Here is a 25528-nt window from a genome sequence, read left to right as displayed (position 1 = left end):
GGATGAAGAAAGTCTGGGCATTTGATATAGGTGCCTCTAATGGAAGGTTAATGTTAAATAGCTTTGATGGAGAGAAGATGTATTTAGAAGAAATATATCGATTTCCAAACCATCCTATCCACGTAATTAATCATTATTACTGGAATATTTTAAGTATTTTTTCTGAAATGAAGAAGGGCATACAAGTAAGTGTTCAACAAGGTCATGACAAAGTCGAAAGTCTGGGAATTGACACTTGGGGAGTTGATTTCGGCTTACTATCAAAAACAGGAGAACTACTAGCAAATCCCTATAGTTATCGGAATCCTCAGAATGCAAAAGGGATGGAGGATGCCTTACAACTTATTACATCAGAAGAGTTATTTAGACAGACTGGTGTGGAGACAGCGCCAATTAATACCGTCTTCCAATTATATACGATAAAACAGCAGAATCCGGCGTTATTAGAAACTGCAGACACGTTACTATTAACACCGAATCTATTAGCCTATTTATTTTGTGGGGAAAAAAATAATGAATTTACCATTAGTTCTACCACCCAAATGCTGAGAACAGGAACAACAGAGTGGGAAACGGATATTTTAAAGAGATTAGGCATATCCAGTAATTTATTGGCACCTGTTAAACAGCCGCTAACGATTGCTGGTGATACATTGCCATCCATTCATAAAGAATTACAAATCGAACCTGTAAAAGTAATCAATGTAGCAGGTCATGATACTGCAAGTGCATTAGCAGCACTTCCGTTAGAAGACGATCAGTCCGTGTTTATGAGCTGTGGTACATGGGTGTTAATCGGTGTTCCAGTTAATCAGCCAGTGACAGAAGATAAGGCAATGCAATGGGGTTTTACCAATGAAGGGACGATAGAAGGGAAGTATCGATTGCAAAAAAATAATATGGGCATGTGGTTATTGCAACAGTGTCGTGCCATATGGGAACGAGAAGGGATCGATACAGATTTTGAAAAAGAAAACTATCTGTTTGAAGAAGCAGAACCCTTTCGTTCCGTTATTAACCCAGATGATCCAAGGTTCTTTAATCCAGAAAATATGATTATGGAAATTCAACTCTATTGCCAAGAGACATCCCAACCAATCCCGACAACGCAAGGTGAAATGATTAGATGCATTTTAGAGAGTTTAGCAATGAAATACAATTGGGTGATTAATAGATTAGAAAAATTAACTTCAAAAAAATTAAAGCGCATTCATATGGGAGGCGGTGCCATTCGCAACAAAAAATTATGTCAGTTAACGGCAAATGCGACAAATCGAGAAGTTGTTGCAGGGCCTGTTGAGGCTAGTTCCATTGGCAATGCGATTGGCCAATGGATTGCTTTAGGAGAGATAGAAAACATGAAGCAAGCAAGAGAAATTGTCCAACATTCATTTTCTGTCCAACATTATCAACCGATTAAGTCATCAAGCTGGCAATCAGCTTATGAACGCTTTGTGCAGTTGGTTGACGAGACATCATCTTAACAAGGAGGAATATACATGACAAGACAAAGATTATTCGGAGATATGCCAAAGATAGGAATTCGCCCGACAATTGATGGCCGAAGAAAAGGTGTGCGCGAGTCATTAGAAGAAAAAACAATGAACATGGCAAAGGCTGTGGCACAGTTGTTATCTGAAAACATGAACTATAATAATGGTGCGCCGATTGAGACGGTTATTGCAGATACTTGCATTGGTGGTGTGGCAGAAGCAGCCCAAGCAAAAGCAAAATTTGATAAAGAAAATGTTGGCGTGACGATTACCGTTACACCTTGTTGGTGCTATGGATCTGAAACAATGGATATGGATCCGAGACGGCCAAATGCGATATGGGGATTTAATGGCACAGAGCGTCCGGGCGCAGTTTATTTAGCAGCTGTGTTGGCGGCACATAATCAGAAAGGGATTCCTGCCTTCGGTATTTATGGAAGAGACGTTCAAGATATTGATGACAATACCATTCCAGAGGATGTTCAGGAAAAGATTCTTCGCTTTGCTAAGGCAGGTATTGCGGTAGCTATGCTCAAAGATAAATCCTATTTATCTATTGGATCTGTTTCTATGGGTATTGCAGGCAGTATGGTAGATGAGAACTTTTTCCAGGATTACTTAGGTATGCGTAATGAATATGTCGATATGAGCGAGCTTACCCGCCGTATCAATGAAGAAATTTATGATAATGAAGAATTTGAGAAAGCATATAACTGGGTGAAGCAAAATTGTAAAATCGGTTCTGATACAAATGCGGAAGAAAATCAGCGGACAGCAGAACAAAAAGAAGAAGATTTAAAGAAGAATATTAAAATGACTATCATCACAAGAGACTTGATGGAAGGTAATCCGAAATTGGCAGAATTAGGATATGAAGAAGAAGCAATGGGAAGAAATGCGATTGCATCTGGTTTTCAAGGTCAACGTCAATGGACAGACCACTTTCCAAATGGTGATTTTATGGAAGCGATTCTTAATTCCTCGTTTGACTGGAATGGTATTCGCGCTCCGTATATAGTAGCGACAGAAAACGACACCTTAAATGCAGTTACCATGCTATTTGGACACTTATTAACTAATACGGCTCAAGTTTTTGCCGATGTAAGAACGTATTGGAGTCCTGATGCAGTGCAAAGAGTGGCGAATCATCAACTGGAAGGAAGGGCAAGCAAAGGAATAATTCACTTGTTAAACTCAGGGTCTGCTGCCTTAGATGGTACTGGGGAGCAGGAAATCGACGGTAAACCTGCCATGAAACGGTTCTGGGAGATTACAGACGAAGAAGTAAACAAATGCTTGCAAGCAACACAATGGCGACCGGCTAATACAGAGTATTTCAGAGGTGGAGGATTCTCGAGTAATTTTAAATCAAAAGGAGCTATGCCAGTCACCATTGCACGTGTAAACCTTGTGAAGGGATTAGGACCTGTACTACAAATTGCTGAGGGTTATACCGTGGATTTACCGGATAACGTTCATGAAATATTAAACAATCGTACAGACCCAACATGGCCAACTACCTGGTTTGTTCCGAATCTGACAGGAGAAGGTGCATTTCGCGATGTGTACACGGTGATGAATAACTGGGGTGCTAACCATTGTTCGATGAGTTACGGCCATATTGGAGCGGATTTAATAACACTTGCTTCGATGCTACGTATTCCAGTCAATATGCATAATGTTGCGGAAGAAAAGCTATTTAGACCAAGTGCATGGAATATGTTTGGTACAAATGACATAGAGGGAGCGGATTACCGGGCGTGTCAAACATATGGGCCGTTATATAAGTAGGTAACTATTAAAAAATATAGGTTTGAATCGTTTATTTAAAGATTGCCGTTTTGGTTAAAGTTATGTTGTTTAAACCCCCCTTTGGAAGTCTCAAAGGGGGGTAAACTTTATATTCATGGTAAAATAAATATAAAATTTTCGAAATAATAATTTAACTAAAAGTGAAAGGTTAGCTTAATTTAACATTAAGAAAGGTAAGTTCTACTTCGTGGGTAGGTTAACTTGGATGACTTATTAATATTAAGGTGAGAGTGCATTTAATTAAATGATGCACTTTTTTACTTGTTAGATTCTGAAGCTTATATTTCAATAAGTTATTAACTGACTGTACTTGAAATGTTTTATTGGATATAAATATATAAGATTTATACAACCAATTGTACACAGCATCGTCTAAATAGTTAAAAGGATATAGAGATTGAAGAAGGGAGTACCTATGAATCAAGATGATCAAGGAGTAGATGAATTATTAGAGTGGTTAATGAATGAATATGGCCAGAGTATAACACGACTGGCATTTACTTACACTAAGCAGAATCATACAGCTGAAGATATTGCCCAAGAAGTATTCATAAAGTGTTACCGTAAGTTGAATGAGTTTCGTCATGAATCCTCTTATAAAACATGGCTATATAGTATAACCGTTAATCTTTGTAAGGATAAACTTAAAAGTTGGTCATTTCGAAATATAATATTTTCAGATCTATTACCAAATAAGGCGAAACTCATGGAAACACCAGAATCACAGCTTATAAATTTCGAAAATAATAGAATGCTAGCTGATCAGATTTTTTCACTACCATTAAAGTATAGAGAAGTAATTATTCTATACTACTATGAGGAACTATCTTATAACGAAGTTTCTGACTTGTTAAAAATAAAGATTTCTACTGTTAAGTCCAGATTACATAGAGCTCGGCTCTTATTGAAACATAAGCTAGAAAGGAGCATATCTAATGGATAATATGTTCAGCAATCTAAAGGAGAAGATGAATGGAACCATTTTAAAAGATGTTGAATTTAGTGAAAAAAGTAAGGATAAAGTTAGAAAGGCCATAAGAAGTTCAAAAAGCAGGAAAAAATATATTATACATCCAAAGTTGAATTATATTTTAAGTTTATCAGTAAGTTGTATACTAATTCTTGGTTTAGGTTATTTTAGTCTAAGTAAGTTGGACGATGTAGGTGATAAACAAATAACTGAAAACAGCGAACGCAGTCTTACAACTAAATCCGAAAACAATGAAAAAGCTCCTAACAACTTAAATGAAGGTATTTATACACCTCCTGAAAAAAAAGAATATTACGATGATATGACGAAAGAAGAAATACTGACCAAAATGTTAAATACGCCCGATTACTTTCAGACTGTCGTTGGTAAGTTTGAACAACGTAATATCTATAATGATGGAACCGGTACTGATGAGTATGTTGATTATGAAATAAGTATTGAAAATGAGATTGGAGGACATGTATCATTTGTGAATAAATCATTAGAAGGAGAAACTGTCCAGGAAAATATTAGTGTGTACAATGATCGTCAACAATGGGATATTGACCTTATTACTAATAGTTATCTAGAAAGAAACTACAATCAGAAAGAATTTCAACCTGTCTCCATTGAAGAAGTATTACCATTAGACTCTAATCAACTTTATGACAAACTTTTAGATATATATGATTGGCAAGAGCCACCAGTTTGGATAGCGGGTGTATCATTATTCCCTTTTTATAAGACGGTTCAATATTTGGGAGACGTAGAGCAATGGGATATTGAAAAACAAAATGAAGAACTGTTAGGACATAATACAGTTGTCTTATATGGGAGTGTTGGAGACAAAGTTGACCGAATGAAGAATGTTGATACTTTTAGGTTTTGGGTTGATAAAGATACAGGGATCTTAGCTAAATATGAGGAATATGATTCAAATGGGAATATTACGGGTTACTTATATCCGGAAAAACTAGAAGTAAACGCTTCTATTAACCTCGATGAATTCAGTCCGAATTTAGATGGACTTTCGAAAGAGGAACAGCCAGAAACAATTGATGAAGATTCGGGAGAAGAGGATATTGAAATCTTGGAACAGTCTGATTATTATAAGGACGAAGTAAATGAAGTGCTACAAACATTAAGACAAAATATTGATTTCCTTTATGAATTTACGGGTCAAGATTTTGATTTATACGCAACAAGCTTTGAAAGATATAAGGATTTTAATCATGCCTATTTAACCTATAGTTATAAGAAAGATCCAAATGAAGATGGCTCTGGAACTAGACTTTTATATGTACGTTCCTACCACAAAGATTCGGTTACTCGATCATGGGGGGAATTTGACACAAATAAAGGAGAGCGATTAGACACGTTTACTACTAATGATATAGATTGGAAAATGTACGAGTTGGACCGTCCAAAAGGTGCTCATTTTGTTGGTTCTTCAAATGATTATAAATATGAGGTAGTTAGTCAAGATATTTCTGCAGAAGAAACTAAGACCCTTCTAGAGTCTTTTAAAAAAAGTGTGATAGATTAATTCCTAGAGTTAGAAGAGGGTCAAAAAGTAAACAAGATTCTCACCTTTTTCTTTGTTTTATACGTTAGTATTGAAGAGTAGAGATTATTGGATTAAAAAGCTAGTGAGAGGTATGTAGGGGGATAATATGGAATCAAAGCTAATTATTATACGAGGAAATTCTGGGAGTGGAAAAACAACGGCTGCCAAAAATCTTCAAAGTCATTTGGGGCGTGGAACGCTCTTGGTTTCTCAGGATACTGTTCGTCGTGAAATGCTGAAGGTTCACGATAAAGATGGGAACCTTTCCATTGATTTGATTCGACAGATCGCTGAATATGGTAAAAATAACTGTAAATTTGTTATTGTGGAAGGAATCTTGTATAAACATCGTTATGGTGAAAAGTTGTATAACTTAATCGAGTTCTTTAACCACAAGACATATACTTATTATTTTGATTTATCCTTTAAAGAAACAGTCAAGCGTCACAATTCTAGTTCAAAAAAGATGGAATTCGGAGAAGAATCTTTGTGCTCCTGGTTGAAGCCAAATGATTATCTTGGCGTGGACAGAGAAATGATGCTGACTAATGATATGTCACAAGACGATGTATTGGAACTGATTTTAAATCAACTGCAGAATTAATTATCCCCAAAATGGATAGGTTAAACAGCAAAAAAAGAGTAGGTTGCTTGGGCGTTTCTTCCAATGAAGAAACGCCTTTTAATATGAAGTGAAAAGGAATTTTGTTGGAAATCTTGGAAAGCCAAGAGGCTATAAGTATAAATTCATCAGAATTTCAAAAGCTATCATGACAAAGGGGGATTATTGATGGCGCAAATGATTCTATGGCTTATGATGGTTTTACCGTGGATATCATTATTATTTATTAACAAACATTCTTTAAAGCGGTTTATGCCTGTCGCTCTATTTGCTTCTCTTTTAGTGACTATCGTTTTTGAAATGGGATATGTGTTTGAGTGGTGGATTGTGCACGAGAACATTGTACCATGGGGACATATCACCAGTTTTCCGTTAACATATGGTGTGTTTATAGTGGGTACTATATGGATTTTTCATTTTACTTTTGATAAGTCTTTTTGGATTTATTTCCTTTCTAATGTAATCATAGATGCTTTTTATGCTTTTATTGGTCTCCGTTTATTACTATTCTTAGAAATTTATGAATTGAGGAACATGGGTAATTTTGGAATATTTATCATCATGGTTATGCTAGCTGTTATCATTTATATGTATCAAAAATGGCAAGACAAAATGATGAAACAGGATTAGGCTTGCACAACTATAGTTAGTTCAACATTTATCATCATTTGGTGATGTACATAGAGTATGTAAATATCTGTTTTTTCAGTAAATGGTATATAAGTATGGAGTCGGAGGGAGAATAAATAGCCATTGCTGATAGGAGGAAAACCATGAATTATCCATCTTTTGAAAAAATTTTGGATTTGCAGTACAAATTAGCTGATTATAGAAAACAATATTGGATTGAGCATGATTTATTTACATGGCAATGGTGGCTATTACTTTTGGTGTTTATTATTCCGTGGGTAATTTGGTACAAGGTCATTCCCAAGGAAAAGAAAGCCGAGTGTTTATCGTATGGTCTTTTATTAGGTTTATTAGCCAGTCAATTAGATGAAATAGGAATTAATTCAGGAGCATGGGCTTATTCATACCAGCTAACACAATTAAACAGAGGATTAAATCCGTATAATTTCTCGTTTATTCCAGTAGCTTATATGATTGCTTATTACTATTTCCCGAAGTGGAAGCATTTTATCCTTGCTAACGTAGCTATTGCCATATTAGCTGCATTTATAACAGAGCCTATTTTAACCAAAATGGGCATTTATAAAACATTTTATTGGAAATCGCTTTACTCATTTCCTATTTATATTCTTCTCCCGATCATTTTTCGATTTCTCGTGTTTTATATACTCGAAAATAACAAAAGTAAAAACGCAATATAAATATAAAAAAGAGGCAGGTTTTAAAAGGAAAGAACCTCTTTATCTGCCTCTTGTAATAGGTTTTTATAAAAGGAATCTTCACCAATCGTAATTACTCGATCACACAGTTCTTGTATTTCATCCATATCGTGTGATGTATAAATAATCGTTTTGTTATGATCAGTTGCTTGCTTTCGTAAATAAGCGCCGATTTCTTTACGGGACTTTAAATCTATCCCTACTGTCGGTTCATCCAGCAACAATAAGGATGGATCATGAATTAAACTTATTGCTAAATTGAGCTTCCGTTTCATGCCACCTGACAAATTCTTCACAGGTTCTTTCCACCGGTCTAAATTCATATCCTGACAGATTTCCTTTAATTGAGCGTTAGATTTCTTTATCCATGATAATTTTTCAAAGAAAGTCATATTTTCTTCTACTGTAAGCTGTTCCCAAACAGCAATATCCTGTGGGACAAAGCCAATTTGTTTGCGTATCTTTGCTTTATCTTTTTGGTAATTCCGTTGGCCTAAAAGGATTTCTCCCGAAGTCGGCTTCATCGTTGTAGCCAATATTTGAAGCAACGTAGATTTACCAGCTCCGTTTTCACCAACTAATCCTACTATTTCACCATGATTGATGTTGAAAGATAAATTGTCTAGTATCGTTTTTTTATGAAAACTTTTATTTAATCCTTCTACCTTAAGCATATTTTCTCTCCTCTCGTACATACCAAATCGCCATACCAATGATACAAAAGCCGAGCCAGCCAATGGTCCAATCGCCAGTTAAGAAGCGATATAACGGGTTGAAGAGATTGATCCAGCCTCCGATATTCCCTAGGTCTCCAAATGGTAATACTGTACCACTGATCACAATCAGTACAAGTGTCCATATAATGGCGGCAACATAACTGAAATAGGCATTCCTTATTATGCTTACCAATAAGAAAGCCAACAAGCAGACCATAATTCGGAATGATACGAGTGATAAGATATCGATCGTTTCCTGATAAAGTAAGTAAAAAATACCCGCGGTTACCAAATCAATAATGAGTAGCACGATCATATAAACCAATACATTTACAAGCATATATGTTGGGTATTTTATTTTCATAAACGGAAAGCGAACAGCGACACTTGCTTTTCTTTCTTTGATCACCCAATCGAAAATGAAGATCGTGATTAGTAGGCTTGCAAATGCCCATACCATCCAGGGATCCCATTGGACACCTGAGTTATATGTCAGGTCTGAATCACCATGATAACGAAATTGGTTTTGCAATAAATCTTCTTCTATTTGAATTTCTCTGGACTTTGCAATAATCTCCTCGATTGTCCAATTTTGATCACTGCTTAATTGCGTTTCTAAGTTAATAATGGTGTTGGCCGCTTTAATCCGTCCTGTTTCTTGTTGAATGATCGATACTATCATCTCTTTCACAGGATTATAGGCGAAAGAACGGTCTGAATAATAACTTTCTAACAGGTTTCTTCTGTTTCCGCTCTGTAAATTGTCCTGATAACCTTGTCGAATAATAAATACACTATCTAGTTCATGTTGCTCTAATTTCCGTATTGCTTCTCTTTCTGATAGTTGGAAAGCAGAAACAAGAGAGGAGTCGTTGATTTCTTCCAATAGCGCAAAGGCTGACTCTGACTCTTCCTCTAACACCATTCCGACTGGAACACTGAAATCATCTTGTACCGTTTCAGCAGTGGAAAGAAATCCAATTGCGATCAGTATCGGAAGTAAGATCCAGCAAATAAGGCTGAGCCATTGTTTTTTTAGTAATAGGAAGCGTGTGTAAATAATTTCTTTCACTTATGAACACGCTCCTTTCCGAATGAAAATATAGCCAGTAGTAACCCGCCAATAATCGCTGTCAAGATTAATGGTTGTAATTCCGCATAGAAACGTCCATTTAAGATAATCTGTTCCATCCAATAAAAAGATTGATGAGAAAAACTAGCGGAAAAATAATCTTCCAAGTAGATAGGAAAATATATTTTGGGAATAATGGCGCCACTGAATATGATGGTGATTCCGGTGAATAATGTCTGCACCAAGACTGTTAATTTGGAAGATGAAATCAACCAATCTATGAGAATGATACATTGTAAAAAGATGATACTGTGTAACAGTAGTAACAAACTAATGCGGATATAGTTCTCCCCAGTAATGATTACTTCGTCAAAGAAATATGGAAGAAAAGCGAAGGAGAGGACAGTCAAAACTGCCGTTACTAAAAGGGTCACAACACCACTTGCTATAGCTTGCTGTAGATTGGTAACACCATAGAGCTTCATCCGCTGTCTCATTTTTAAGCTGTTATCTTGGTGTAACATCGTATAAATCATAAATAACCAGATTGTTACTAGAGTAAACCAGCCTGCTAAACTAAAATAAAGAATTGGCGAAGCGGTTGCGTTATTTGTAACTTGATCCTCTCTTACTACTTGGTCACTGCCTAGTACATAAAAGAAATAATCGGTGAATTGTTCAAATAATAAGGTGTTTCTTTCTTCATTATCCATATTTAATTGCTTTGCATAATGATTTATCGTCAGAATGTTTGCCTGGGAACCTCGAATATGTCGGGTAACAGTCTCGACTAACTCATTAATAAGCTGGCTCTCAACTGGTTGCTTGGGATTGCCTATAATGGAAAGTTGAGACCGTTCCCCGTCCATTAGTTTTTGAAAGAAATGATTTGGAAACATAATATAGGAACTGAGTTGGTTGTTTTCGATACCTTCGATAGCTTGGTTTTCTTCAACTTTCTCCATAGCAATATGATTGCCGAGTTGTGAAGATTCTTCTAGTAATTCGACAATCATTTCTGTTTCCTCTGATTGGTCAAGGTCGACAAGTCCGACTTCTATAGTATTTGTGCTTGACACATCTAACATGGAAATCACAGTGAGTGCTAACAATCCGATGAGTATAATCGGAGACAGCAAAAGAAGAGGAAGTGATAACCACTTCCTCCCAAGTTGGATCAGATTATTTTTTGTAAACAAGGCTATATGTTTAAGAGATTGCATGTATGCCACCTACTTTATTTACAAAATCAATTAGAAACCACCAGGTCCCATCATATTACCCATCCATAATTCAAACTGATTCACTACATCCGTTTCAAAGTACTCGATAATTTCATCTCCGCTCATATCGCTTAAATTCTGTACTTGTTCAGGGCTAGGAATCTCTACCTGATCAATCGTTGAACCTTCTTCTGTAACATAAATGGATAATGCCTCTTGATTAAGAGTATATCCATCTTCTGCATAGAAGGTATGGTCTACGGTCATTTGGTCTTCTTGGTATTGAGCTTCACCTAGCCAATGAATAGTAAACATTTGCAAACCTTGCTCTTCAAAAGAAAGGCTGTGTTCAAAGTTTTTACTACCTTCCTCTTGAGTACTTTGGTTTGATTCAATAGTAAAAGCTACGTCAGCAGCGGTAAGTGTAATCGTGTCATTTGTTTCTCCGTCATTTTCAGCTAAATCCGCATGAATATTAACGGTTTCTTCGGAAGAGCCATCATTTGCTGTAAATATATAGTCAATGACTTGCTCTCCGTCCGTTATCTCATTCGTTCCATCGATGTTGAACGCTGCTGTTTCTCCCTCATGTTCCACTGCTAAGGATAGTTCTCTTTTGACAATGATATCATCATCAACCCAGATCGTAGAGTTAAAACCATCTGGAAGTGTTAAGTCATCTACATTAGCAGATGCTTCCTCCATAGCTGTTACAAACTCTTCTTCAAAATTAGCGATATCATCTTCTGCTAATTCCATTTCAGCAAAACTCATATAAGAAGCTTGATCAATGATAATTTCTCTTAATCTTTCATCGTCCGCCATTTTATCAAACACGTTTTTCAGGAGTGATTTGGTTTCTTCTTCAGATAAGCTAAAGGAAATTTTGTCGGCATTTACACTGTTGCCGCCTACTGTTACTTCTTCTGATGTTGCTTCAAATGCATCCTCTGGAAGTTCATCATATAGATATTCTGCATATTCTTCTTTCATGTAGTCGATATCTTCTGTTGGGATTGGGTTTTCATTGAAAAGTGTACTGAAATCAAAGTTTTCTTCTCCGGAAAATGTAACAGGGTCAATCTCCTGTAAGATTCTTCCGAGATCATCACCATTTAGTTGAATGATATTATCTAAGAATGGTAAACCAACATATAAGTCATTGTTATCAATATATGCTTCAAGTCCACTTATTTCAACACCAGCCATTCCAGCGGAAATATTTGCCGATGATACTTTGTTTTCTTTATCCAAGGCTGCTTCCACCGTAATATTAGCATTGTTGATCATTTGGTCAAATCCCATTCCAGCCATGCTCGGATCATTCATTTGTCCTGTTATTTCATAAACCGATTCAATCGCATGTTCATCGGTATGGTCTTTCCAAGCAAGTTCCTCTTCAAATCTTGATTCGAACGTTTCTTGTAGCTGTTCTATTGTGTTCTTCTCAGCTAAGAAATAGTCTTCTTTAGCAGAAGTATTTAGAAAAGCTTGAACTGTCACAATGCCTGCTATCAGTATAATCACAACACCTGCGATTATTGGTATCCATTTGCTTTTCTTCTGTTTCACTTCTTCTTGTTGTACTGCTTCCTGCATTAAATGTTCCCCCTCAATGAATGAATCTACAATTTTATATCTATAACTCATCGTTATTTGTTTAAAAAATATTCATAGAGACCTAGAATGAAAGTGCCAGAGTCATAGAAAAAATTGCATACAAATTATAAAATACCATGTCATTACATAATTATCCATACTTTCGACATTAATAGACATTAAAGGGTAATATAGTTTCAACTCTGATTACTGCTGGAAAAGTATTATTGATTGTAAATACCTAAACCAACCGTTAGACATAGGTATTTCGGATTAAACAATGAAGCACAACATTCAAATATATAGGGGATAACCCTCATACTCGCCACTATTGCTAACAGTCTGTTTTTCCCCACTTCAAGCTTCAAGTACACAAGGAAGTTAAGTGGGGAAAACAGACGCGCTCACCCAGAACTTAATTCACTTTATTATTCTTTTTGGCGAATATCCAAGCTCTTCTATAGCATTGGATAAATCCCAAGGTTTGTCAGGGTTATTGGATACTCCGTAGTAAGTACCAAAGTTTACTTTAGCTTCAATTGCAGCCGAAAAAAGCTCGACCAGATCCTCTTTTGATAACAAGGTTCGTGTTAAACGATCATTCTCTTTTAAAGCATCTTTTTCATTTTGGGCTGGTACAGAGCCAATCCTAATATTAATAATAGATAAGTCGGAATGCAGAGAAAAGATAAAGCCAGCTTGTTCCGAAGCGATTTTCAATACACCATATAATCCCTTAGGATATGGATAATCATTCGTTGTGATTTCACGTTGCAGTTTGGAGTAGCCATTTTCCTCATAATAATCCGTAACATGATTACTGCTGGCAAAAATGACCTTAGGTATCCGGAATTCTTTTGCAATTAACATAATATAATAGGTTGCTTTAAAAAAGACGTCTGTCATTTGGTCAAACACTTCAACGGGTTCAATGGCATGAGCAGTATCTATTCGGAGTAGGTTGATAATAACATCTGTATCCTTGGGGATTGTAGAACGTAGCTCGTCATAATGAGTAGCATCCACGTAGTGATTTGTTGCTGTATTATTCTGAATATGTTTGTCCAAAACTAGAACATCATAGCTATGCTGTAGCCCTTCAACAAGGATATCACCAACTGTACCTGATCCTCCGATAATGGTAATTTTCTTCAACCTCATCATATCCTTTCTGATCTTTCTTATCAGTAGTCTAGCTCTTTTTTTAGCGAAGATACATGTTCTTGATCAAAATTGTTGTTTATTTCATTCAAGATATGGCTACCCCTGCGCTAGATTAAGGGATAGCGTTATTTACCTTGATCATAAAAAGCAATTTCAGACAAAAAGCAATCAATCATATTATAGAAGGATGAAAAGGTAAGTGTTATGATTAGTATACGAATTTAGTAAAGAGCATTTTAATATTCATATACTAAGGGTGATTAATCATGAAGTTATCTGTTTTTACGGTAATGGCACCGGATTTTGAACCAGAAGAGTTGATTGAGGAGTTAAAACAACAAGGTTTTGATGGTGTAGAGTGGCGTTATAAAGACATTCCAGTTGAACTAATGAAAGAGCCGATCAGCTTTTGGGGAAATAACAAATGTACACTCACTCCAGAGATTTCTGAAGAGCAAATCAATCAGCTAAAAAGTAAAAGTGAAACGGCTAATATTGAAACTGTAAGTATCACACCGTATTTAACTTCAGGTGATTTAGCAGGTACAGAACAAGTTCTCAAAGTTGCAAAAGCATTTGGTGCAAGTTTTATTCGACTAGGGGTACCAAGATATGATCGCTCCGAGAATTTCCATACTTCATTCGAAAGTTGTAAGCGTTATCTAAAAGAGTGTGAAGCATTGTGCAAAAGCTATGGTGTAAAAGGTCTTGTTGAAACACATCATCAAACCATTGCAGCAAGTGCAAGTGCTGCTTATCGATTAGTTCAAGACCTTGACCCTGAAGCAATTGGTGTATTATATGATCCTGGCAATATGGTTCATGAAGGATATGAAAATCATCGTATGGGGATGGAATTATTAGGTCCTTATTTAGCACATGTTCATGTGAAGAATGCGAAATGGGTGCAAGATTCAGCAAGCAAAAAGTGGAAAGTAGTCTGGGAGCTAGTAGACGAAGGGATTGTAGATTGGGAGCAGGTGATCGAAGATTTGCAGGCTGTTCATTATGAAGGCTACATCGGTCTAGAAGATTTTAGTGGAAAGAAGGATACAAAAGAAATATTGCAATACAATATCGACTGGCTTAAAAGCAGACTATAGGAGGGGACTATGAAAATAGGATGTTGCATCAGTATCGATCAGGTTGATAATGCTGGTCAAGCAGGTTTTGATTTTCTGGAATGTACCGTAGTTTCTCTTGTCCCAGACAATGATGCGGACTATGAAGCAATTCGTCAAAAGTATCAAGATAGTCATTTGCCGATAGAAGTGTGCAATGTCTTTTTGCCAGGTCACCTACAGATTACAGGAAACGATGTAGATGAAACAGCAATCGAGACGTATCTGGCGAAAGCAGTTCCGCGGGTGAAAGAAATCGGTGCAGATACCATTGTTTTTGGCAGTGGTGAGGCTAGGTCATATCCAAAGCATTTTTCCAAAAAAGAAGCGGAAAAACAAGTCATCCGATTTTTGCAAAAGGCAGCAGAATATGCAGAACAACATGCTATTACAATTGTGATTGAGCCGTTAAACAAAAAAGAGAGTAACATCATTAACAGTGTCCCAGAAGCAGTGGATTTAGCGAAACAAGTAAATCATCCATCTATTCAAGTATTAGCTGACTTTTATCATATGGAGGCCGAGCGGGAGCCATTACAACATATTGTCGATGCAGGTCCATTCTTAGGACATATTCATGTAGCTGACTCCGGTCGGCTAGCACCAGGAACGGGAACTTATCCTTATGAAACATTTGTACATTATTTGAAGGATGTGAACTATCGTAAGCGGGTATCGATTGAATGTGAATGGAGGAATTTTGAAAAAGAAGCGATGGACAGTTATTCATTTTTAAATAAATATTTTAGGAGTGACGATGATGAATAAATCAATTGAAAATCTATATTTCTACTACAGGAATATAGATGTAGATTTTCGAAAAAGCGATTTTTTTGTTCACTCACATGATTATTTTGAAATTTATATGTTCCATAAGGGAGAATGTAAATATTTAATTAATGACCATGTCATTCAATTGCATGAGAACGATATTATTGTGATGAATGGATCCGCATTACATGGTCCGACACCTACAGAGGGCAAGCCGTATGAAAGAACGGTCATTGAATTCTCTCCTGAATGGATGCGGTCGATTATTCATCAGTTGAATGTCCCTGAAATATTAACTCCTTTTGATCAACTAGGTAATATATTATTACGTGATATCGAGCCACAGAAATTTGAAGAAATTCAGTCATTGCTGCAAAAACTATATTTAAAGCAATTAAATTTGAAGAATTCAGCGAAACAGTCAATAGAGAAGCGCATGCTCAAAGGAGAAACTACCACTTTATTGATTGAACTATTATTTATTATCTATGATTTAAGTAAATCTAAATTAACAAGCACGCCGATAGGTAATACGAGCAAAATGAAGCATGTAAATAAAATTATTACGTGGATTGACTATCATTACCATCAAAATTTAACATTAGACGAAATAGCAGAGCAATTGCATATTAGCAAATATTATATGTCGCGAATCTTTAAAGACGTTACGGGTGTAACAGTCATGCAGTACATGATGCAACGCAGGTTGTTACGAGCAAAGTACTTACTGGAAATGCATCCGGAAAAGTCGATTCTTGATATTGCATTAGAGTCAGGGTTTGAAAGTGCTTCTCATTTTAGCAGAAAATTCCGTAAGCATTATCAAATTACACCTACTGAATATCGGAATCGAGATGATAATGATCAACATACATTGATTAATCATTTTTTCTAAATGAGATCGTAATAGGCATCTCAGCTAGTTCTGACAAAATGTAAACGCTATCATGGTGGTGAGAAGGAGGGAGAGAAATGGTTAAAGGTAAGATTAGCCTTAATGAGAATGGCGTAGAGGATACGGTGAATATTCATGATGATGTTGAAACAATCAAAAGTAAAAAAAGAAAAGCAGCATTGACTTGGTATATATTTTTGTTACCTAGTTTTCTCGGTATTTTGTTATTTATGGTCTATCCGATTGTGGAGTCATTTCGTTTGAGTTTCTTTCGATCAAATGGAACGATTGAAACGTTTATCGGTTTCAGTAACTTTCAATTGGTCTTAACTTCTAAGACTTTTTGGAATACGGTATGGAACACCTTTTTTATCGGGTTCTTTCAAATTTTTCTAACCATACCACTAGGGTTCATTTTTGCTTCCTTAATCAATTCTATTAGACGTGGTCAAAACTTCTTCAAAGTAGTTTATTTCTTACCGAATGTAACATCTATTGTTGCAGCAGCTATGATTTTCCAATTCGTACTACATCCTGAAATGGGTGTTGTCAATTATGCATTAGATGCGATTGGCTTACCTACTTCTACATGGTTTTCTGATCCTTCTACTTCCAAATGGGGCGTGATTCTACTAGCAGTCTGGCATTGGATCGGTTTCGTCATCATTATTTGTCTAGCAAATTTACAAGCTATTTCCCCGGAAATGTATGAAGCGGCTAAAATTGACGGGGCTAGCGGACTTCAACAATGGTTATTTATTACGATTCCTAACATGTCTGGTACATTTGCCTTCTTACTAATTACTGGTTGGATTGGGAGCTTGCAACGCTTTAACGAAGTGTATGTATTAGGTGGCCCTAATGGTAGTCCGGCAAGATCGATCCAAACAATGGGGGCGTTTATCTATGAAAGAGGTTTTACAGGCTTTGAATTCGGGATAGCCTCAGCAGCAACGTACATTATGTTTGTCATTATTTTAATATTTACTTTCATTAATTTGAAAGTTTCAAAGATGCAATTATAGTGTTTGAGCAAGAAGGAGGGGTAAATATGGATCAGAAAACAAGTGAAAGAATATCGAACAGTGTAAAGTTTATTGTCTTGTTAGTGTGTGGGATATTACTGATGATGCCGTTTATTTGGATGGTAAGTGTTGGATTTGATCGAACAGCAAATATTACGATGCCCTTTCCACCACGTCTAATACCGGAAACGATCTCAAGCTTTAATTTTGGCATCGTTTTTGAGAATGGTAGATTGATTCAATCTTATATTAACTCTGGTATCGTGACGACTTGTTCAGTCTTTTTACAAGTATCCGCCTCATTATTAGCTGGATACGCCTTCTCAAAAGGTACTTTCAAGTATAAACGACTGCTTTTTGTTTTAGTATTGTGTACCTTAATGATCCCAATGGAACCGAGACTCATTCCGTTATACACGTTGTTTAATAGTGTTGGCTTATTAAATTCGTTTTGGCCATTGATTTTGCCAACTGTTATTAATGGTATGCTGATCTTTCTCTGTAAACAATTCTTTGATCAATTGCCTGGAACGTTACGAGAAGCAGCACAAATTGATGGAGCAGGGGAATTTAGAATATTTTTCACCGTGTATTTACCACTAGCTGGCCCGATTGCCGCAACAATGGTTATTCTTTCTTTTATTTGGAGCTGGAATGATTTCATGTGGCCGTTAGTTGTATTAAATAATCAAGATCTCCATACGGTTCCGTTATACCTCGCAAGCTTCTCTCTTGAAAACGGAACAAGCCTAGGTGGATTAACGATGGCACTTGCTACTGTCAGTATCCTGCCGATTGTTGTGTTGTATCTCTTTTTGCAAAGATACATTATTCAAAGCATTGCATTAAGTGGTGTCAAAGGTGAATGATTTTTAAATCTATAAGGGGGTAAGAACTATGGAAAAGGTTAAACATTTCTGGTTGATGTTATTGTTTTTACTAATGGTGGTTATCGTTACAGTAGGTTGCAGTCCTGATGATACAGCCGGTGACGGGGATGGTAGTGAATCGAATGATGATGTTGTGGAAGGGGATTGGGAAGGGCAAACCATCAATGTACAATTAATTGGTGACTTTGATATGGAGGATTCCACTGATCCTATTACAGGTGAAAAGACGCAAGGTCTTCAAGTAATTAAAGATGAATTTGAGAGTCAGCATCCAGGTGCTACGGTTGAATTTACGATCATGCCTTGGGAAGGTTACACGGAAAAAACTCAGGCAATGATTACTTCTGGTGAAGCGGACGTCTATCAAATGCCAGGTATTGCTGATTTTGCAGCACAAGGAGTTTTAGAACCATTAGAACCGTATATTGAAGAAGACCCAGATTTCGATTTGGATCGATTTATTGATAATCAAGTGGAAGGTTGGAAAGCGCTTGGTCCTGATAGTGATGAATTGGGGATATGGGGCTTACCTTTCTTAGGTGATGCTCGCTTTATTGCATATGATAAGCAATTATTTGATGAATGGGGAGTAGAATACCTTTCAGAATATCCTACGATGGAAGAAGTAGCGGAAAAAGCAAAGCAGATGACAGGAACGAACCCTGAAACAGGTGAACAAAACTATGGTATCTGGTTCCGTGGTGATTGGTCTTCTGCTTTTACATTAATTAATCTTGCTGAAGGTCAAAATGGCAGCTGGGGTTCTGGCTTTGCTTGGGATGAAATTGAATTTAATTTTGATAGTCCTGAAATGGAATCCGGCTTAGAATGGCTATTAGAGATGCAAGAGTATGCACCGGAAGGATTAGTAAGTGATCAAGGCAGTGAAAAATGGTTAACGCAAGATAACGATATTGCGATTATGCTTAATCAAGGTCCAGGTGACACCATTATGCCGGCATATGCTCAAGGGCTAGGGGAAAGAATTGGAATTGTCCAAGAGTTTAAAAACGATGAAGGTGTAGGAGGTATGTTCGCAGGAAGTCCGATCACAATGGCAAAGGATAGCGACAATAAAGAATTAGCTTGGGAATGGATGAAGTTTGCAACGAGCGAAACGGTTCAACAATATGTGTTTGAAGAAGCGAATGGCATGCCGGCAATCCAAGCAGCAGAATCGTGGGAAAGTTATGCAGAGGTAGAAAACTTAATGGCACCGACCATGGAAGCGATGAGTACACCATGGACACCTAGGTATCCATGGGCATCGTCACAACCACGCTTTATATTAACATCTGAAGTGGAAGCTGCTCTAACTGGTGAAAGGTCAGCGAAAGAGGCAGTGGAAAAAGCACAAAAAGAGAGTGAAGAATGGTTAGAAAACAGAAATTAAAAGTGATTTTGGCGGAAAAGGAGGAGAAGCCTCCTTTTTCGTATGGAAAGAAAGCAAAAAATAGAATTTGGGAATTAGTCTAACTCCGACTAATTACTTCGCTTCCGCGAGCATGGCCTCAACTAACTTTGCAAAGAGGTTTTCGGATCGTGCTATTTCCGCAGGAGTCTTCGCTATGAGAAGTTGCAACAATTCATGTCGTAAGTAATAGGCAAGTTGAAAATCGCTATTTGTGAGTAAAAAAATCGTGTTACCTCCTGCTTGCGTTGTAGAGCAGATCCTAGCGAAGGCCGCCCACTTTCACTCCTGTGGAATCGTTTGGCCTGAAGATCCACTTTTTCGAGCGGGTTTGGCTCGAAAAAGTTAGCTGAAGGGAAAACCCCACGGAAAGGGAAGTGGGCAGCCGGAGTGGTGGCTAAAGAGTCGATATATTTCAAAATGGCTATTAGAGGAATAGTAAATCGACTTAGCATTTTTTATCCTAAGTCGCTAAATAGTACTTAAGAAAAAGCAAATCAACTGAAAGAGGGGTGAACGAAAAATGTATTATGAGGGGCTGTTATACAAGACGATGGTATGGATTTCGCGTCTTGCTTATCTAAATATATTGTGGCTACTCTTTAGTATGATAGGGTTATTGTTTTTGGGCGTTTTTCCTTCGGTAGTTGCTGCACTGTCCATTGAGAGGAAGTGGATTCGTGGTAATCAAGATTTTCCTTTATTCAAACAATTTTGGTCGGAGTTTAAAGATCATTTCATACAGGCAAATGTAATTGGCTATTTTTTCACCTTTTTGCTAATGTTATTATATGTCAATATAACACTTGTTCAATCGTTGGATCATTGGCTCCGGTTGTTACTGTTGTTTTTGTTATTTGGTTTAGCATTTTTAGTATCCATTATTTTTGTGTATATCTTCCCAACATTTGTTCATTTTAGAGCTACATTCTTTGATTATTTAACCTATGCGTTTGTCGTTGCGCTTGTATCCCCATTAAATACGTTACTAATTTTGATCAATATAGGAGCCTTTTTCTTTATTGGTTATTACTTTCCTGGTGTTGTATTTGTGTTTGCAGGAAGTGGATTAACTTTTATCACGATGTGGTTTTCCTATCAATCTTTGAAAAAAATCGAAAATAAAATTTCTTTTTATATGGAAGGTGAGTATGAATGACGGATGATCGATCTTATTGGCTCCAAACGATGTTAGCAATTGCAGAGCCTCTCCTTTTCGCATTGGAGAATGAACAACTCAAGAAACAAATGCCTGTCGAACAACAAAAAAACACTAACCGTGAAGCATATTCTCATTTAGAAGCTTTTGCTCGCTTAGTAAATGGGATGGCTCCATGGTTAGAAACGTATGCTGAAAATGAAGCAGAGGAGAAATGTAGAAGAGAATATGTCCAAAGAGTAAGAACATGCATGGATCATGCCACAAACCCTGAATCAAAAGATTATATGAATTTTTCTGAGGGTGATCAACCGATTGTGGATACAGCTTTTTTGGCGCAAGCAATATTAAGAGCTCCTCAGACTTTATGGTATGAGTTGGAGGATAATGTTAAACAGAATGTGATCAACGCATTGAAAGCTACAAGAAGTAGAAAACCTTACTTTTCTAATTGGTTACTATTCTCCGCTATTATTGAGACAGCTTTATACAAGTTAGGTGAGGAAGACTGGGATCCAATGCGCATTGATTATGCCGTTAACCAATTTGAACAATGGTATGTCGGTGATGGCTTGTACAGCGATGGTAAGTCTTTTCATGCCGATTATTACAATAGTTACGTCATTCATCCAATGTTGTTGGACATCGTAGAAACAAGCGGACATACATACAGTGATTGGTCGGATAAATCTGAAAAAATCCGAAAAAGAGCTGTTCAATATGCTCGAATTCAAGAACGGATGATTTCCCCTGAAGGAACATTTCCGCCGATTGGTCGATCTTTGGCATATCGCTTTGGTGCTTTTCATCATTTAGCCAATCAAGTACTGCGACATGAACTACCGTCTGAGTTAGCTGTTGGGCAAGTGAGAGCAGCATTAACAGCTGTTATAAAAAGAACGTTATCATCTAATACAGTTTTTGATAACAGTGGCTGGTTAAAAATTGGGTTTACAGGTCACCAGCCAGAAGTAGGAGAAGGATATATATCGACTGGAAGTTTGTATTTGTGTGCAGTTATATTTTTGCCATTAGGACTAAAAGAAAGTGATCCTTTCTGGCAGGAAGATGAGAAGCATTGGACTAGTAAAAAAGCTTGGTCTCAAGAAGTTTTTCCTGTATATCGGTCAATGGAGTAATGATTTAAAAGAATGGAGGAAGGCCTCCATTCTTTTAAATATAATTCCTTGTTTCTAAATACGCAATGATCTCAGCTACTGCTTCGTCAACAGATTTATTTTCGGTATCGATTACTAACTCTGGGTGCTCTGGTTCTTCATATGGTGCATCAATACCAGTAAACCCTTTAATTTCACCTGCACGTGCTTTTTGGTAAAGTCCTTTAGGATCACGTGCCTCACATTTTTCCAGACTACATTTCACATATACTTCGATAAATTCTCCGTCAGCTAGAAGCTTTCTGACATTATCACGATCTTGGCGATATGGCGAAATAAATGCAGTAAGTGTGATTAAACCAGCATCATTTAATAATTTTGCAACTTCACCAATCCGTCTAATATTTTCTTTGCGATCCTCCGGGCTAAATCCTAAGTTATTATTTAAACCGTGACGAATATTATCGCCGTCTAAGCGATAGGATCGAATTCCTTTTTCAAACAGTGCTTTTTCTAATTCAACGGTAATGGTCGATTTACCTGAACCTGAAAGTCCGGTGAACCATAATACCGGACTTTGGTGGTTGTTTTGTTTGCTTCTATCCTGCTTCGTTACTACTGAGTCATGCCATACGATGTTTTTCGTTTGTGTCATTCGTTTGAACCCCTTTGCAATCCTTTGATTAACACTTCAGCAACCTCTGGTCTTGAGAATTGTCGCGGTAGTGACTCTCCGTTGCGAAGTTTTTCTCTTACCTTTGTTCCGCTTAAATGAACATGCTCGGATTTATCATGTGGACAGGTTTTCTGTGTAGCCATATTCTCACATTTTTTGCAAAAGAAGGCATGCTCGAATTTGAAAATTTGAATACCAAGCTCAGCTTCATATTGTGAAATTAATTCTTGTGCTTCATACGTACCATAATAATCACCAACACCTGCATGATCACGTCCAACAATGAAATGTGTACAACCATAATTTTTACGGACGATAGCATGTAATATCGCTTCACGTGGGCCCGCATAACGCATGGCAGCCGGATAAATAACAAGCCGAGTGCGGTCTTGCGGATAATAATGCTTCAAGATTACTTGATAGCTTTCCATGCGAATATCTGCTGGAATATCATCGGATTTTGTTTCGCCAACCAATGGATTCAGTAATAGACCATCAACAGATTCCAATGCACTCTTTTGAATATACTCATGGGCACGGTGGACAGGATTTCTTGTTTGGAAACCGACTACCGTTTTCCAGCCTAAATCTTGAAAAAGCTGTCTCGTTTCAGCAGGATCCAGATAAAAGTCTTTAAACTGATCATGTTTTGGACGATTGAGTAACGTAATAGGCCCAGCTAAATAGATATTGCCTTTTTCGTAAAGCTTTTTGACACCAGGGTGGGCATCTTCTGTTGTGCCATAAACAGATTGTGCTTCTTTTGCTTTGTCATACGTGTATTTTTCTTCTAGATCCAGGGTGCCGTATAGAATACCATCTTCACCATAAAGTGCGATTTTTTCACCGATGTCTAAGTTGTCCGCTTCCGCTTCAGTTACTGCTAATGTGATTGGGATACTCCAAACAGTACCATCAGCTAAATGTAGATTTTCGACTACTTCCAGATAGTCTTTTTTACCGAGGAAACCGGTTAGAGGACTAAATCCGCCGATCGCTATCAATTCCAAGTCTGAAATACTCCACGCGTTGATTGTTATTGTTTTCAATGCTTCTGCTTCTTTTAATAATTGTTCTCGCTCTGCACCTTTTGCTTCACGGTTAATTAAGGTGCCTCCATGCGCTTCAATTGTTTCTTGTGTATGTTCTTTAATTGCAACCACTATAAAACTCCTTTCATATCACGGTGGAAATTCTGCCCGTCATAAACTTCATCCACATAGCCTTTACGGACAACAAAGTCACCAAAATGTTCTTTATCTGTACGATTTTGCGCAAAGTCATGAAATATTTCTTTCAATGTTGCCAGGATTTCTTCTTCATCAATATTTTCACGGTACAGCTGATTTAAACGGTCGCCAATGAAACTTCCGCCTAGATAAAGGTTGTATTTTCCGGGAGCTTTACCGATAAAGGCGATCTCAGCTAGAGCAGGACGTGAACAACCATTTGGACACCCTGACATGCGAATCACAATTTCTTCATCCTGTAAGCCTTCTGCGGCTAAAAGACCTTCGATTTTGTCGATAAGAGAAGGTAAGTAACGCTCAGATTCCGCCATTGCTAATCCACATGTAGGCATTGCTACACAGGCGATGGAATTGCGACGCAAGCCGGAATATTGCTTTCCATCTCTGATTCCATACATATCGAGGATTTCGTTGATTTTTTTCTTTTTCGGTGCGGTAACATTTGCGATGACTAGATTCTGGTTCGGTGTTAAGCGGAAATCACCAGTGTGAATGTTGGCAATTTCTCGTAGAGCTGTCATCAGTTTATAATCATCAGCATCTTTTACTCTACCATTCTCAACAAAAAGGGTAAGGTGCCATCTGTTACTTCCTTTGATCCAGCCATATCTATCACCATTATGATCGAAATGGTAGTCTTTTGCTTCTTCTAATTCCCATCCGAGTCGTTCAGCAAGTTCTTGTTTGAACCAATCAAGTCCATAACGATCAATCGTATATTTAAATCTTGCATTTTTACGATCAGATCGATTACCGTAATCGCGTTGAATCGTGACGATTTTCTCCGCAACATCCACGACATCCTCTTTCGCACAGTATCCAGCCATCTTTCCGAGTTGTGGGTAGGTATTGGTATTTCCATGGGTGGATCCCATTCCACCACCGACTACGACGTTAAAGCCTTGTACTTGATCATTTTCAATGATGGCAATTAATCCGATATCTTGTGAGAATACATCGACATCATTAGAAGGTGGTGCTGCAATACCGATTTTAAATTTCCTTGGCAAATAGGTTTTGCCGTAAATCGGTTCTTCTTCCTCTTTAGAATCGATAATTTTTTCTTGGTCTAACCATATTTCATGATAAGCACCAGTTTTTGGTGAGAGATGATCGCTGATTTTTTGTGCCCAATCTTGAATTTCCTGATGGATTTCAGATTGATAAGGGTTCGGATTACACATAACGTTACGATTAACATCTCCACATGCAGCAATCGTTGTCATTAATGCTTCATTAATCGTTTTAATCGTGTCTTTTAAGTTCCATTTTAATATTCCGTGTAATTGAAAAGCTTGGCGGGTCGTCAGTTTTATCGTTTGATCGCCATATTTTTGTGCTAAATCATCTGTTGCAAGCCATTGCTTAGGAGTTGCGACACCACCCGGAATGGCAACACGAAGCATAAATTGATAAGCAGGCTCTAGTTTTTGTTTTCGTCGTTCATCTCTAATGTCGCGGTCATCCTGTTGGTAGCTTCCATGAAACTTCAACAGTTTGGTATCATCTTCCGAAATCGAAGCGGTAATCGGGTCTTGTAGCCCTTCTACAATCGTTCCTCTTAAAAAACGGCTTTCTTCTTTTAGCTTTTCCATCGGGTCTAGTTTATTAGGATCGTTTACCAT

The 25528-nt window shown here is 37.3% G+C and carries 23 protein-coding genes; 15 read left to right on the top strand and 8 right to left on the bottom strand.

Annotation, left to right across the window (positions count from 1 at the left end):
• Window positions 1-2: 2 nt before the first annotated feature.
• The 7 genes from D569_RS0107690 (at window position 3) to D569_RS0107660 (ending at window position 7795) form a co-directional block, all read left to right on the top strand.
• Window positions 3-1484 (top strand): rhamnulokinase, encoded by a 1482-nt coding sequence (locus D569_RS0107690; protein WP_018931835.1) that lies wholly within the window; start codon window positions 3-5, stop codon window positions 1482-1484.
• Between the two features lie 15 nt (window positions 1485-1499).
• Window positions 1500-3284, top strand: a complete 1785-nt coding sequence (locus D569_RS0107685; protein WP_018931834.1) for an L-fucose isomerase — start codon at window positions 1500-1502, stop codon at window positions 3282-3284.
• 436 nt (window positions 3285-3720) lie between these two features.
• Entirely contained in the window at window positions 3721-4248 is a 528-nt protein-coding gene (locus D569_RS0107680) for a sigma-70 family RNA polymerase sigma factor (RefSeq protein ID WP_018931833.1), read from the top strand.
• Window positions 4241-5821 (top strand): helix-turn-helix domain-containing protein, encoded by a 1581-nt coding sequence (locus D569_RS0107675; protein WP_018931832.1) that lies wholly within the window; start codon window positions 4241-4243, stop codon window positions 5819-5821. Before D569_RS0107680 ends, D569_RS0107675 begins: the two co-directional genes overlap by 8 nt.
• 127 nt (window positions 5822-5948) lie before the next feature.
• Window positions 5949-6446, top strand: a complete 498-nt coding sequence (locus tag D569_RS0107670; protein WP_018931831.1) for a kinase — start codon at window positions 5949-5951, stop codon at window positions 6444-6446.
• Between the two features lie 186 nt (window positions 6447-6632).
• On the top strand, window positions 6633-7094 hold the full coding sequence (locus tag D569_RS0107665) for a hypothetical protein (RefSeq protein ID WP_018931830.1): 462 nt from the start codon (window positions 6633-6635) through the stop codon (window positions 7092-7094).
• Window positions 7095-7237: 143 nt separating this feature from the next.
• Window positions 7238-7795, top strand: coding sequence for a CBO0543 family protein (locus D569_RS0107660; protein ID WP_018931829.1), 558 nt, complete (start codon window positions 7238-7240; stop codon window positions 7793-7795).
• Between the two features lie 20 nt (window positions 7796-7815).
• Here the strand turns inward: D569_RS0107660 and D569_RS0107655 are convergent, their stop codons facing one another.
• From D569_RS0107655 to D569_RS0107635, 5 genes are all read right to left on the bottom strand, one after another.
• Window positions 7816-8487: an ABC transporter ATP-binding protein gene (locus D569_RS0107655; protein WP_018931828.1), complete on the bottom strand. Its 672-nt coding sequence runs from the start codon at window positions 8485-8487 to the stop codon at window positions 7816-7818.
• A complete protein-coding gene (locus D569_RS0107650; protein WP_018931827.1) occupies window positions 8480-9601 on the bottom strand; it encodes an ABC transporter permease in 1122 nt (373 codons plus the stop codon). The genes D569_RS0107655 and D569_RS0107650 overlap by 8 nt, the downstream gene beginning before the upstream one ends.
• The gene (locus D569_RS0107645) at window positions 9598-10824 is read right to left on the bottom strand and encodes an ABC transporter permease (RefSeq protein WP_018931826.1); all 1227 of its coding nucleotides are present in this window, start codon (window positions 10822-10824) and stop codon (window positions 9598-9600) included. Before D569_RS0107645 ends, D569_RS0107650 begins: the two co-directional genes overlap by 4 nt.
• Before the next feature lie 30 nt (window positions 10825-10854).
• Complete coding sequence (locus D569_RS0107640; protein ID WP_018931825.1) at window positions 10855-12423, bottom strand: DUF6583 family protein; 1569 nt, start codon at window positions 12421-12423, stop codon at window positions 10855-10857.
• Window positions 12424-12843: 420 nt separating this feature from the next.
• A complete protein-coding gene (locus tag D569_RS0107635; protein WP_018931824.1) occupies window positions 12844-13578 on the bottom strand; it encodes an NAD-dependent epimerase/dehydratase family protein in 735 nt (244 codons plus the stop codon).
• 275 nt (window positions 13579-13853) lie between these two features.
• Here D569_RS0107635 and D569_RS0107630 point away from each other — a divergent pair, with 275 nt between their 5' ends.
• The 8 genes from D569_RS0107630 (at window position 13854) to D569_RS0107590 (ending at window position 21998) form a co-directional block, all read left to right on the top strand.
• Window positions 13854-14690 carry a sugar phosphate isomerase/epimerase family protein gene (locus D569_RS0107630; RefSeq protein ID WP_018931823.1) on the top strand — a complete coding sequence of 279 codons (837 nt, stop codon included), beginning with the start codon at window positions 13854-13856 and terminating at the stop codon, window positions 14688-14690.
• Between the two features lie 9 nt (window positions 14691-14699).
• The gene (locus tag D569_RS0107625) at window positions 14700-15476 is read left to right on the top strand and encodes a sugar phosphate isomerase/epimerase family protein (RefSeq protein ID WP_018931822.1); all 777 of its coding nucleotides are present in this window, start codon (window positions 14700-14702) and stop codon (window positions 15474-15476) included.
• Entirely contained in the window at window positions 15466-16374 is a 909-nt protein-coding gene (locus D569_RS0107620) for an AraC family transcriptional regulator (RefSeq protein ID WP_156822909.1), read from the top strand. Before D569_RS0107625 ends, D569_RS0107620 begins: the two co-directional genes overlap by 11 nt.
• A gap of 77 nt (window positions 16375-16451) precedes the next feature.
• Window positions 16452-17399: a carbohydrate ABC transporter permease gene (locus D569_RS0107615; protein WP_018931820.1), complete on the top strand. Its 948-nt coding sequence runs from the start codon at window positions 16452-16454 to the stop codon at window positions 17397-17399.
• Between the two features lie 26 nt (window positions 17400-17425).
• Window positions 17426-18268 carry a carbohydrate ABC transporter permease gene (locus tag D569_RS0107610; protein WP_018931819.1) on the top strand — a complete coding sequence of 281 codons (843 nt, stop codon included), beginning with the start codon at window positions 17426-17428 and terminating at the stop codon, window positions 18266-18268.
• A 28-nt stretch (window positions 18269-18296) separates the two neighbouring features.
• Entirely contained in the window at window positions 18297-19682 is a 1386-nt protein-coding gene (locus D569_RS0107605) for an extracellular solute-binding protein (protein ID WP_018931818.1), read from the top strand.
• Window positions 19683-20223: 541 nt separating this feature from the next.
• Window positions 20224-20859: a YesL family protein gene (locus tag D569_RS0107595; protein WP_018931816.1), complete on the top strand. Its 636-nt coding sequence runs from the start codon at window positions 20224-20226 to the stop codon at window positions 20857-20859.
• Complete coding sequence (locus D569_RS0107590; RefSeq protein WP_018931815.1) at window positions 20856-21998, top strand: DUF2264 domain-containing protein; 1143 nt, start codon at window positions 20856-20858, stop codon at window positions 21996-21998. Before D569_RS0107595 ends, D569_RS0107590 begins: the two co-directional genes overlap by 4 nt.
• Window positions 21999-22032: 34 nt before the next feature.
• Here the strand turns inward: D569_RS0107590 and cysC are convergent, their stop codons facing one another.
• From cysC to cysI, 3 genes are read right to left on the bottom strand one after another with little or no spacing between them, the layout of a single operon-like run.
• Window positions 22033-22632 (bottom strand): adenylyl-sulfate kinase, encoded by a 600-nt coding sequence (gene cysC / locus D569_RS0107585; protein ID WP_018931814.1) that lies wholly within the window; start codon window positions 22630-22632, stop codon window positions 22033-22035.
• A complete protein-coding gene (gene sat, locus D569_RS0107580; protein WP_018931813.1) occupies window positions 22629-23816 on the bottom strand; it encodes a sulfate adenylyltransferase in 1188 nt (395 codons plus the stop codon). Before sat ends, cysC begins: the two co-directional genes overlap by 4 nt.
• A complete protein-coding gene (gene cysI, locus D569_RS0107575; protein WP_018931812.1) occupies window positions 23816-25528 on the bottom strand; it encodes an assimilatory sulfite reductase (NADPH) hemoprotein subunit in 1713 nt (570 codons plus the stop codon). Before cysI ends, sat begins: the two co-directional genes overlap by 1 nt.

It is taken from the genome of Gracilibacillus lacisalsi DSM 19029, from assembly GCF_000377765.1.
Taxonomy (GTDB): domain Bacteria; phylum Bacillota; class Bacilli; order Bacillales; family Amphibacillaceae; genus Gracilibacillus; species Gracilibacillus lacisalsi.
This window is presented reverse-complemented; position numbering and strand designations above follow the sequence as displayed.

Bases quoted from the DNA above. Each gene is read 5' to 3' on its own strand.
- D569_RS0107690 (WP_018931835.1), top strand. From the start codon at position 3: ATGAAGAAAGTCTGGGCATTTGATATAGGTGCCTCTAATGGAAGGTTA.
- D569_RS0107685 (WP_018931834.1), top strand. From the start codon at position 1,500: ATGACAAGACAAAGATTATTCGGAGATATGCCAAAGATAGGAATTCGC.
- D569_RS0107680 (WP_018931833.1), top strand. From the start codon at position 3,721: ATGAATCAAGATGATCAAGGAGTAGATGAATTATTAGAGTGGTTAATG.
- D569_RS0107675 (WP_018931832.1), top strand. From the start codon at position 4,241: ATGGATAATATGTTCAGCAATCTAAAGGAGAAGATGAATGGAACCATT.
- D569_RS0107670 (WP_018931831.1), top strand. From the start codon at position 5,949: ATGGAATCAAAGCTAATTATTATACGAGGAAATTCTGGGAGTGGAAAA.
- D569_RS0107665 (WP_018931830.1), top strand. From the start codon at position 6,633: ATGGCGCAAATGATTCTATGGCTTATGATGGTTTTACCGTGGATATCA.
- D569_RS0107660 (WP_018931829.1), top strand. From the start codon at position 7,238: ATGAATTATCCATCTTTTGAAAAAATTTTGGATTTGCAGTACAAATTA.
- D569_RS0107655 (WP_018931828.1), bottom strand. From the start codon at position 8,487: ATGCTTAAGGTAGAAGGATTAAATAAAAGTTTTCATAAAAAAACGATA.
- D569_RS0107645 (WP_018931826.1), bottom strand. From the start codon at position 10,824: ATGCAATCTCTTAAACATATAGCCTTGTTTACAAAAAATAATCTGATC.
- D569_RS0107640 (WP_018931825.1), bottom strand. From the start codon at position 12,423: ATGCAGGAAGCAGTACAACAAGAAGAAGTGAAACAGAAGAAAAGCAAA.
- D569_RS0107630 (WP_018931823.1), top strand. From the start codon at position 13,854: ATGAAGTTATCTGTTTTTACGGTAATGGCACCGGATTTTGAACCAGAA.
- D569_RS0107625 (WP_018931822.1), top strand. From the start codon at position 14,700: ATGAAAATAGGATGTTGCATCAGTATCGATCAGGTTGATAATGCTGGT.
- D569_RS0107620 (WP_156822909.1), top strand. From the start codon at position 15,466: ATGATGAATAAATCAATTGAAAATCTATATTTCTACTACAGGAATATA.
- D569_RS0107615 (WP_018931820.1), top strand. From the start codon at position 16,452: ATGGTTAAAGGTAAGATTAGCCTTAATGAGAATGGCGTAGAGGATACG.
- D569_RS0107610 (WP_018931819.1), top strand. From the start codon at position 17,426: ATGGATCAGAAAACAAGTGAAAGAATATCGAACAGTGTAAAGTTTATT.
- D569_RS0107605 (WP_018931818.1), top strand. From the start codon at position 18,297: ATGGAAAAGGTTAAACATTTCTGGTTGATGTTATTGTTTTTACTAATG.
- D569_RS0107595 (WP_018931816.1), top strand. From the start codon at position 20,224: ATGTATTATGAGGGGCTGTTATACAAGACGATGGTATGGATTTCGCGT.
- D569_RS0107590 (WP_018931815.1), top strand. From the start codon at position 20,856: ATGACGGATGATCGATCTTATTGGCTCCAAACGATGTTAGCAATTGCA.
- cysC (WP_018931814.1), bottom strand. From the start codon at position 22,632: ATGACACAAACGAAAAACATCGTATGGCATGACTCAGTAGTAACGAAG.
- cysI (WP_018931812.1), bottom strand. From the start codon at position 25,528: ATGGTAAACGATCCTAATAAACTAGACCCGATGGAAAAGCTAAAAGAA.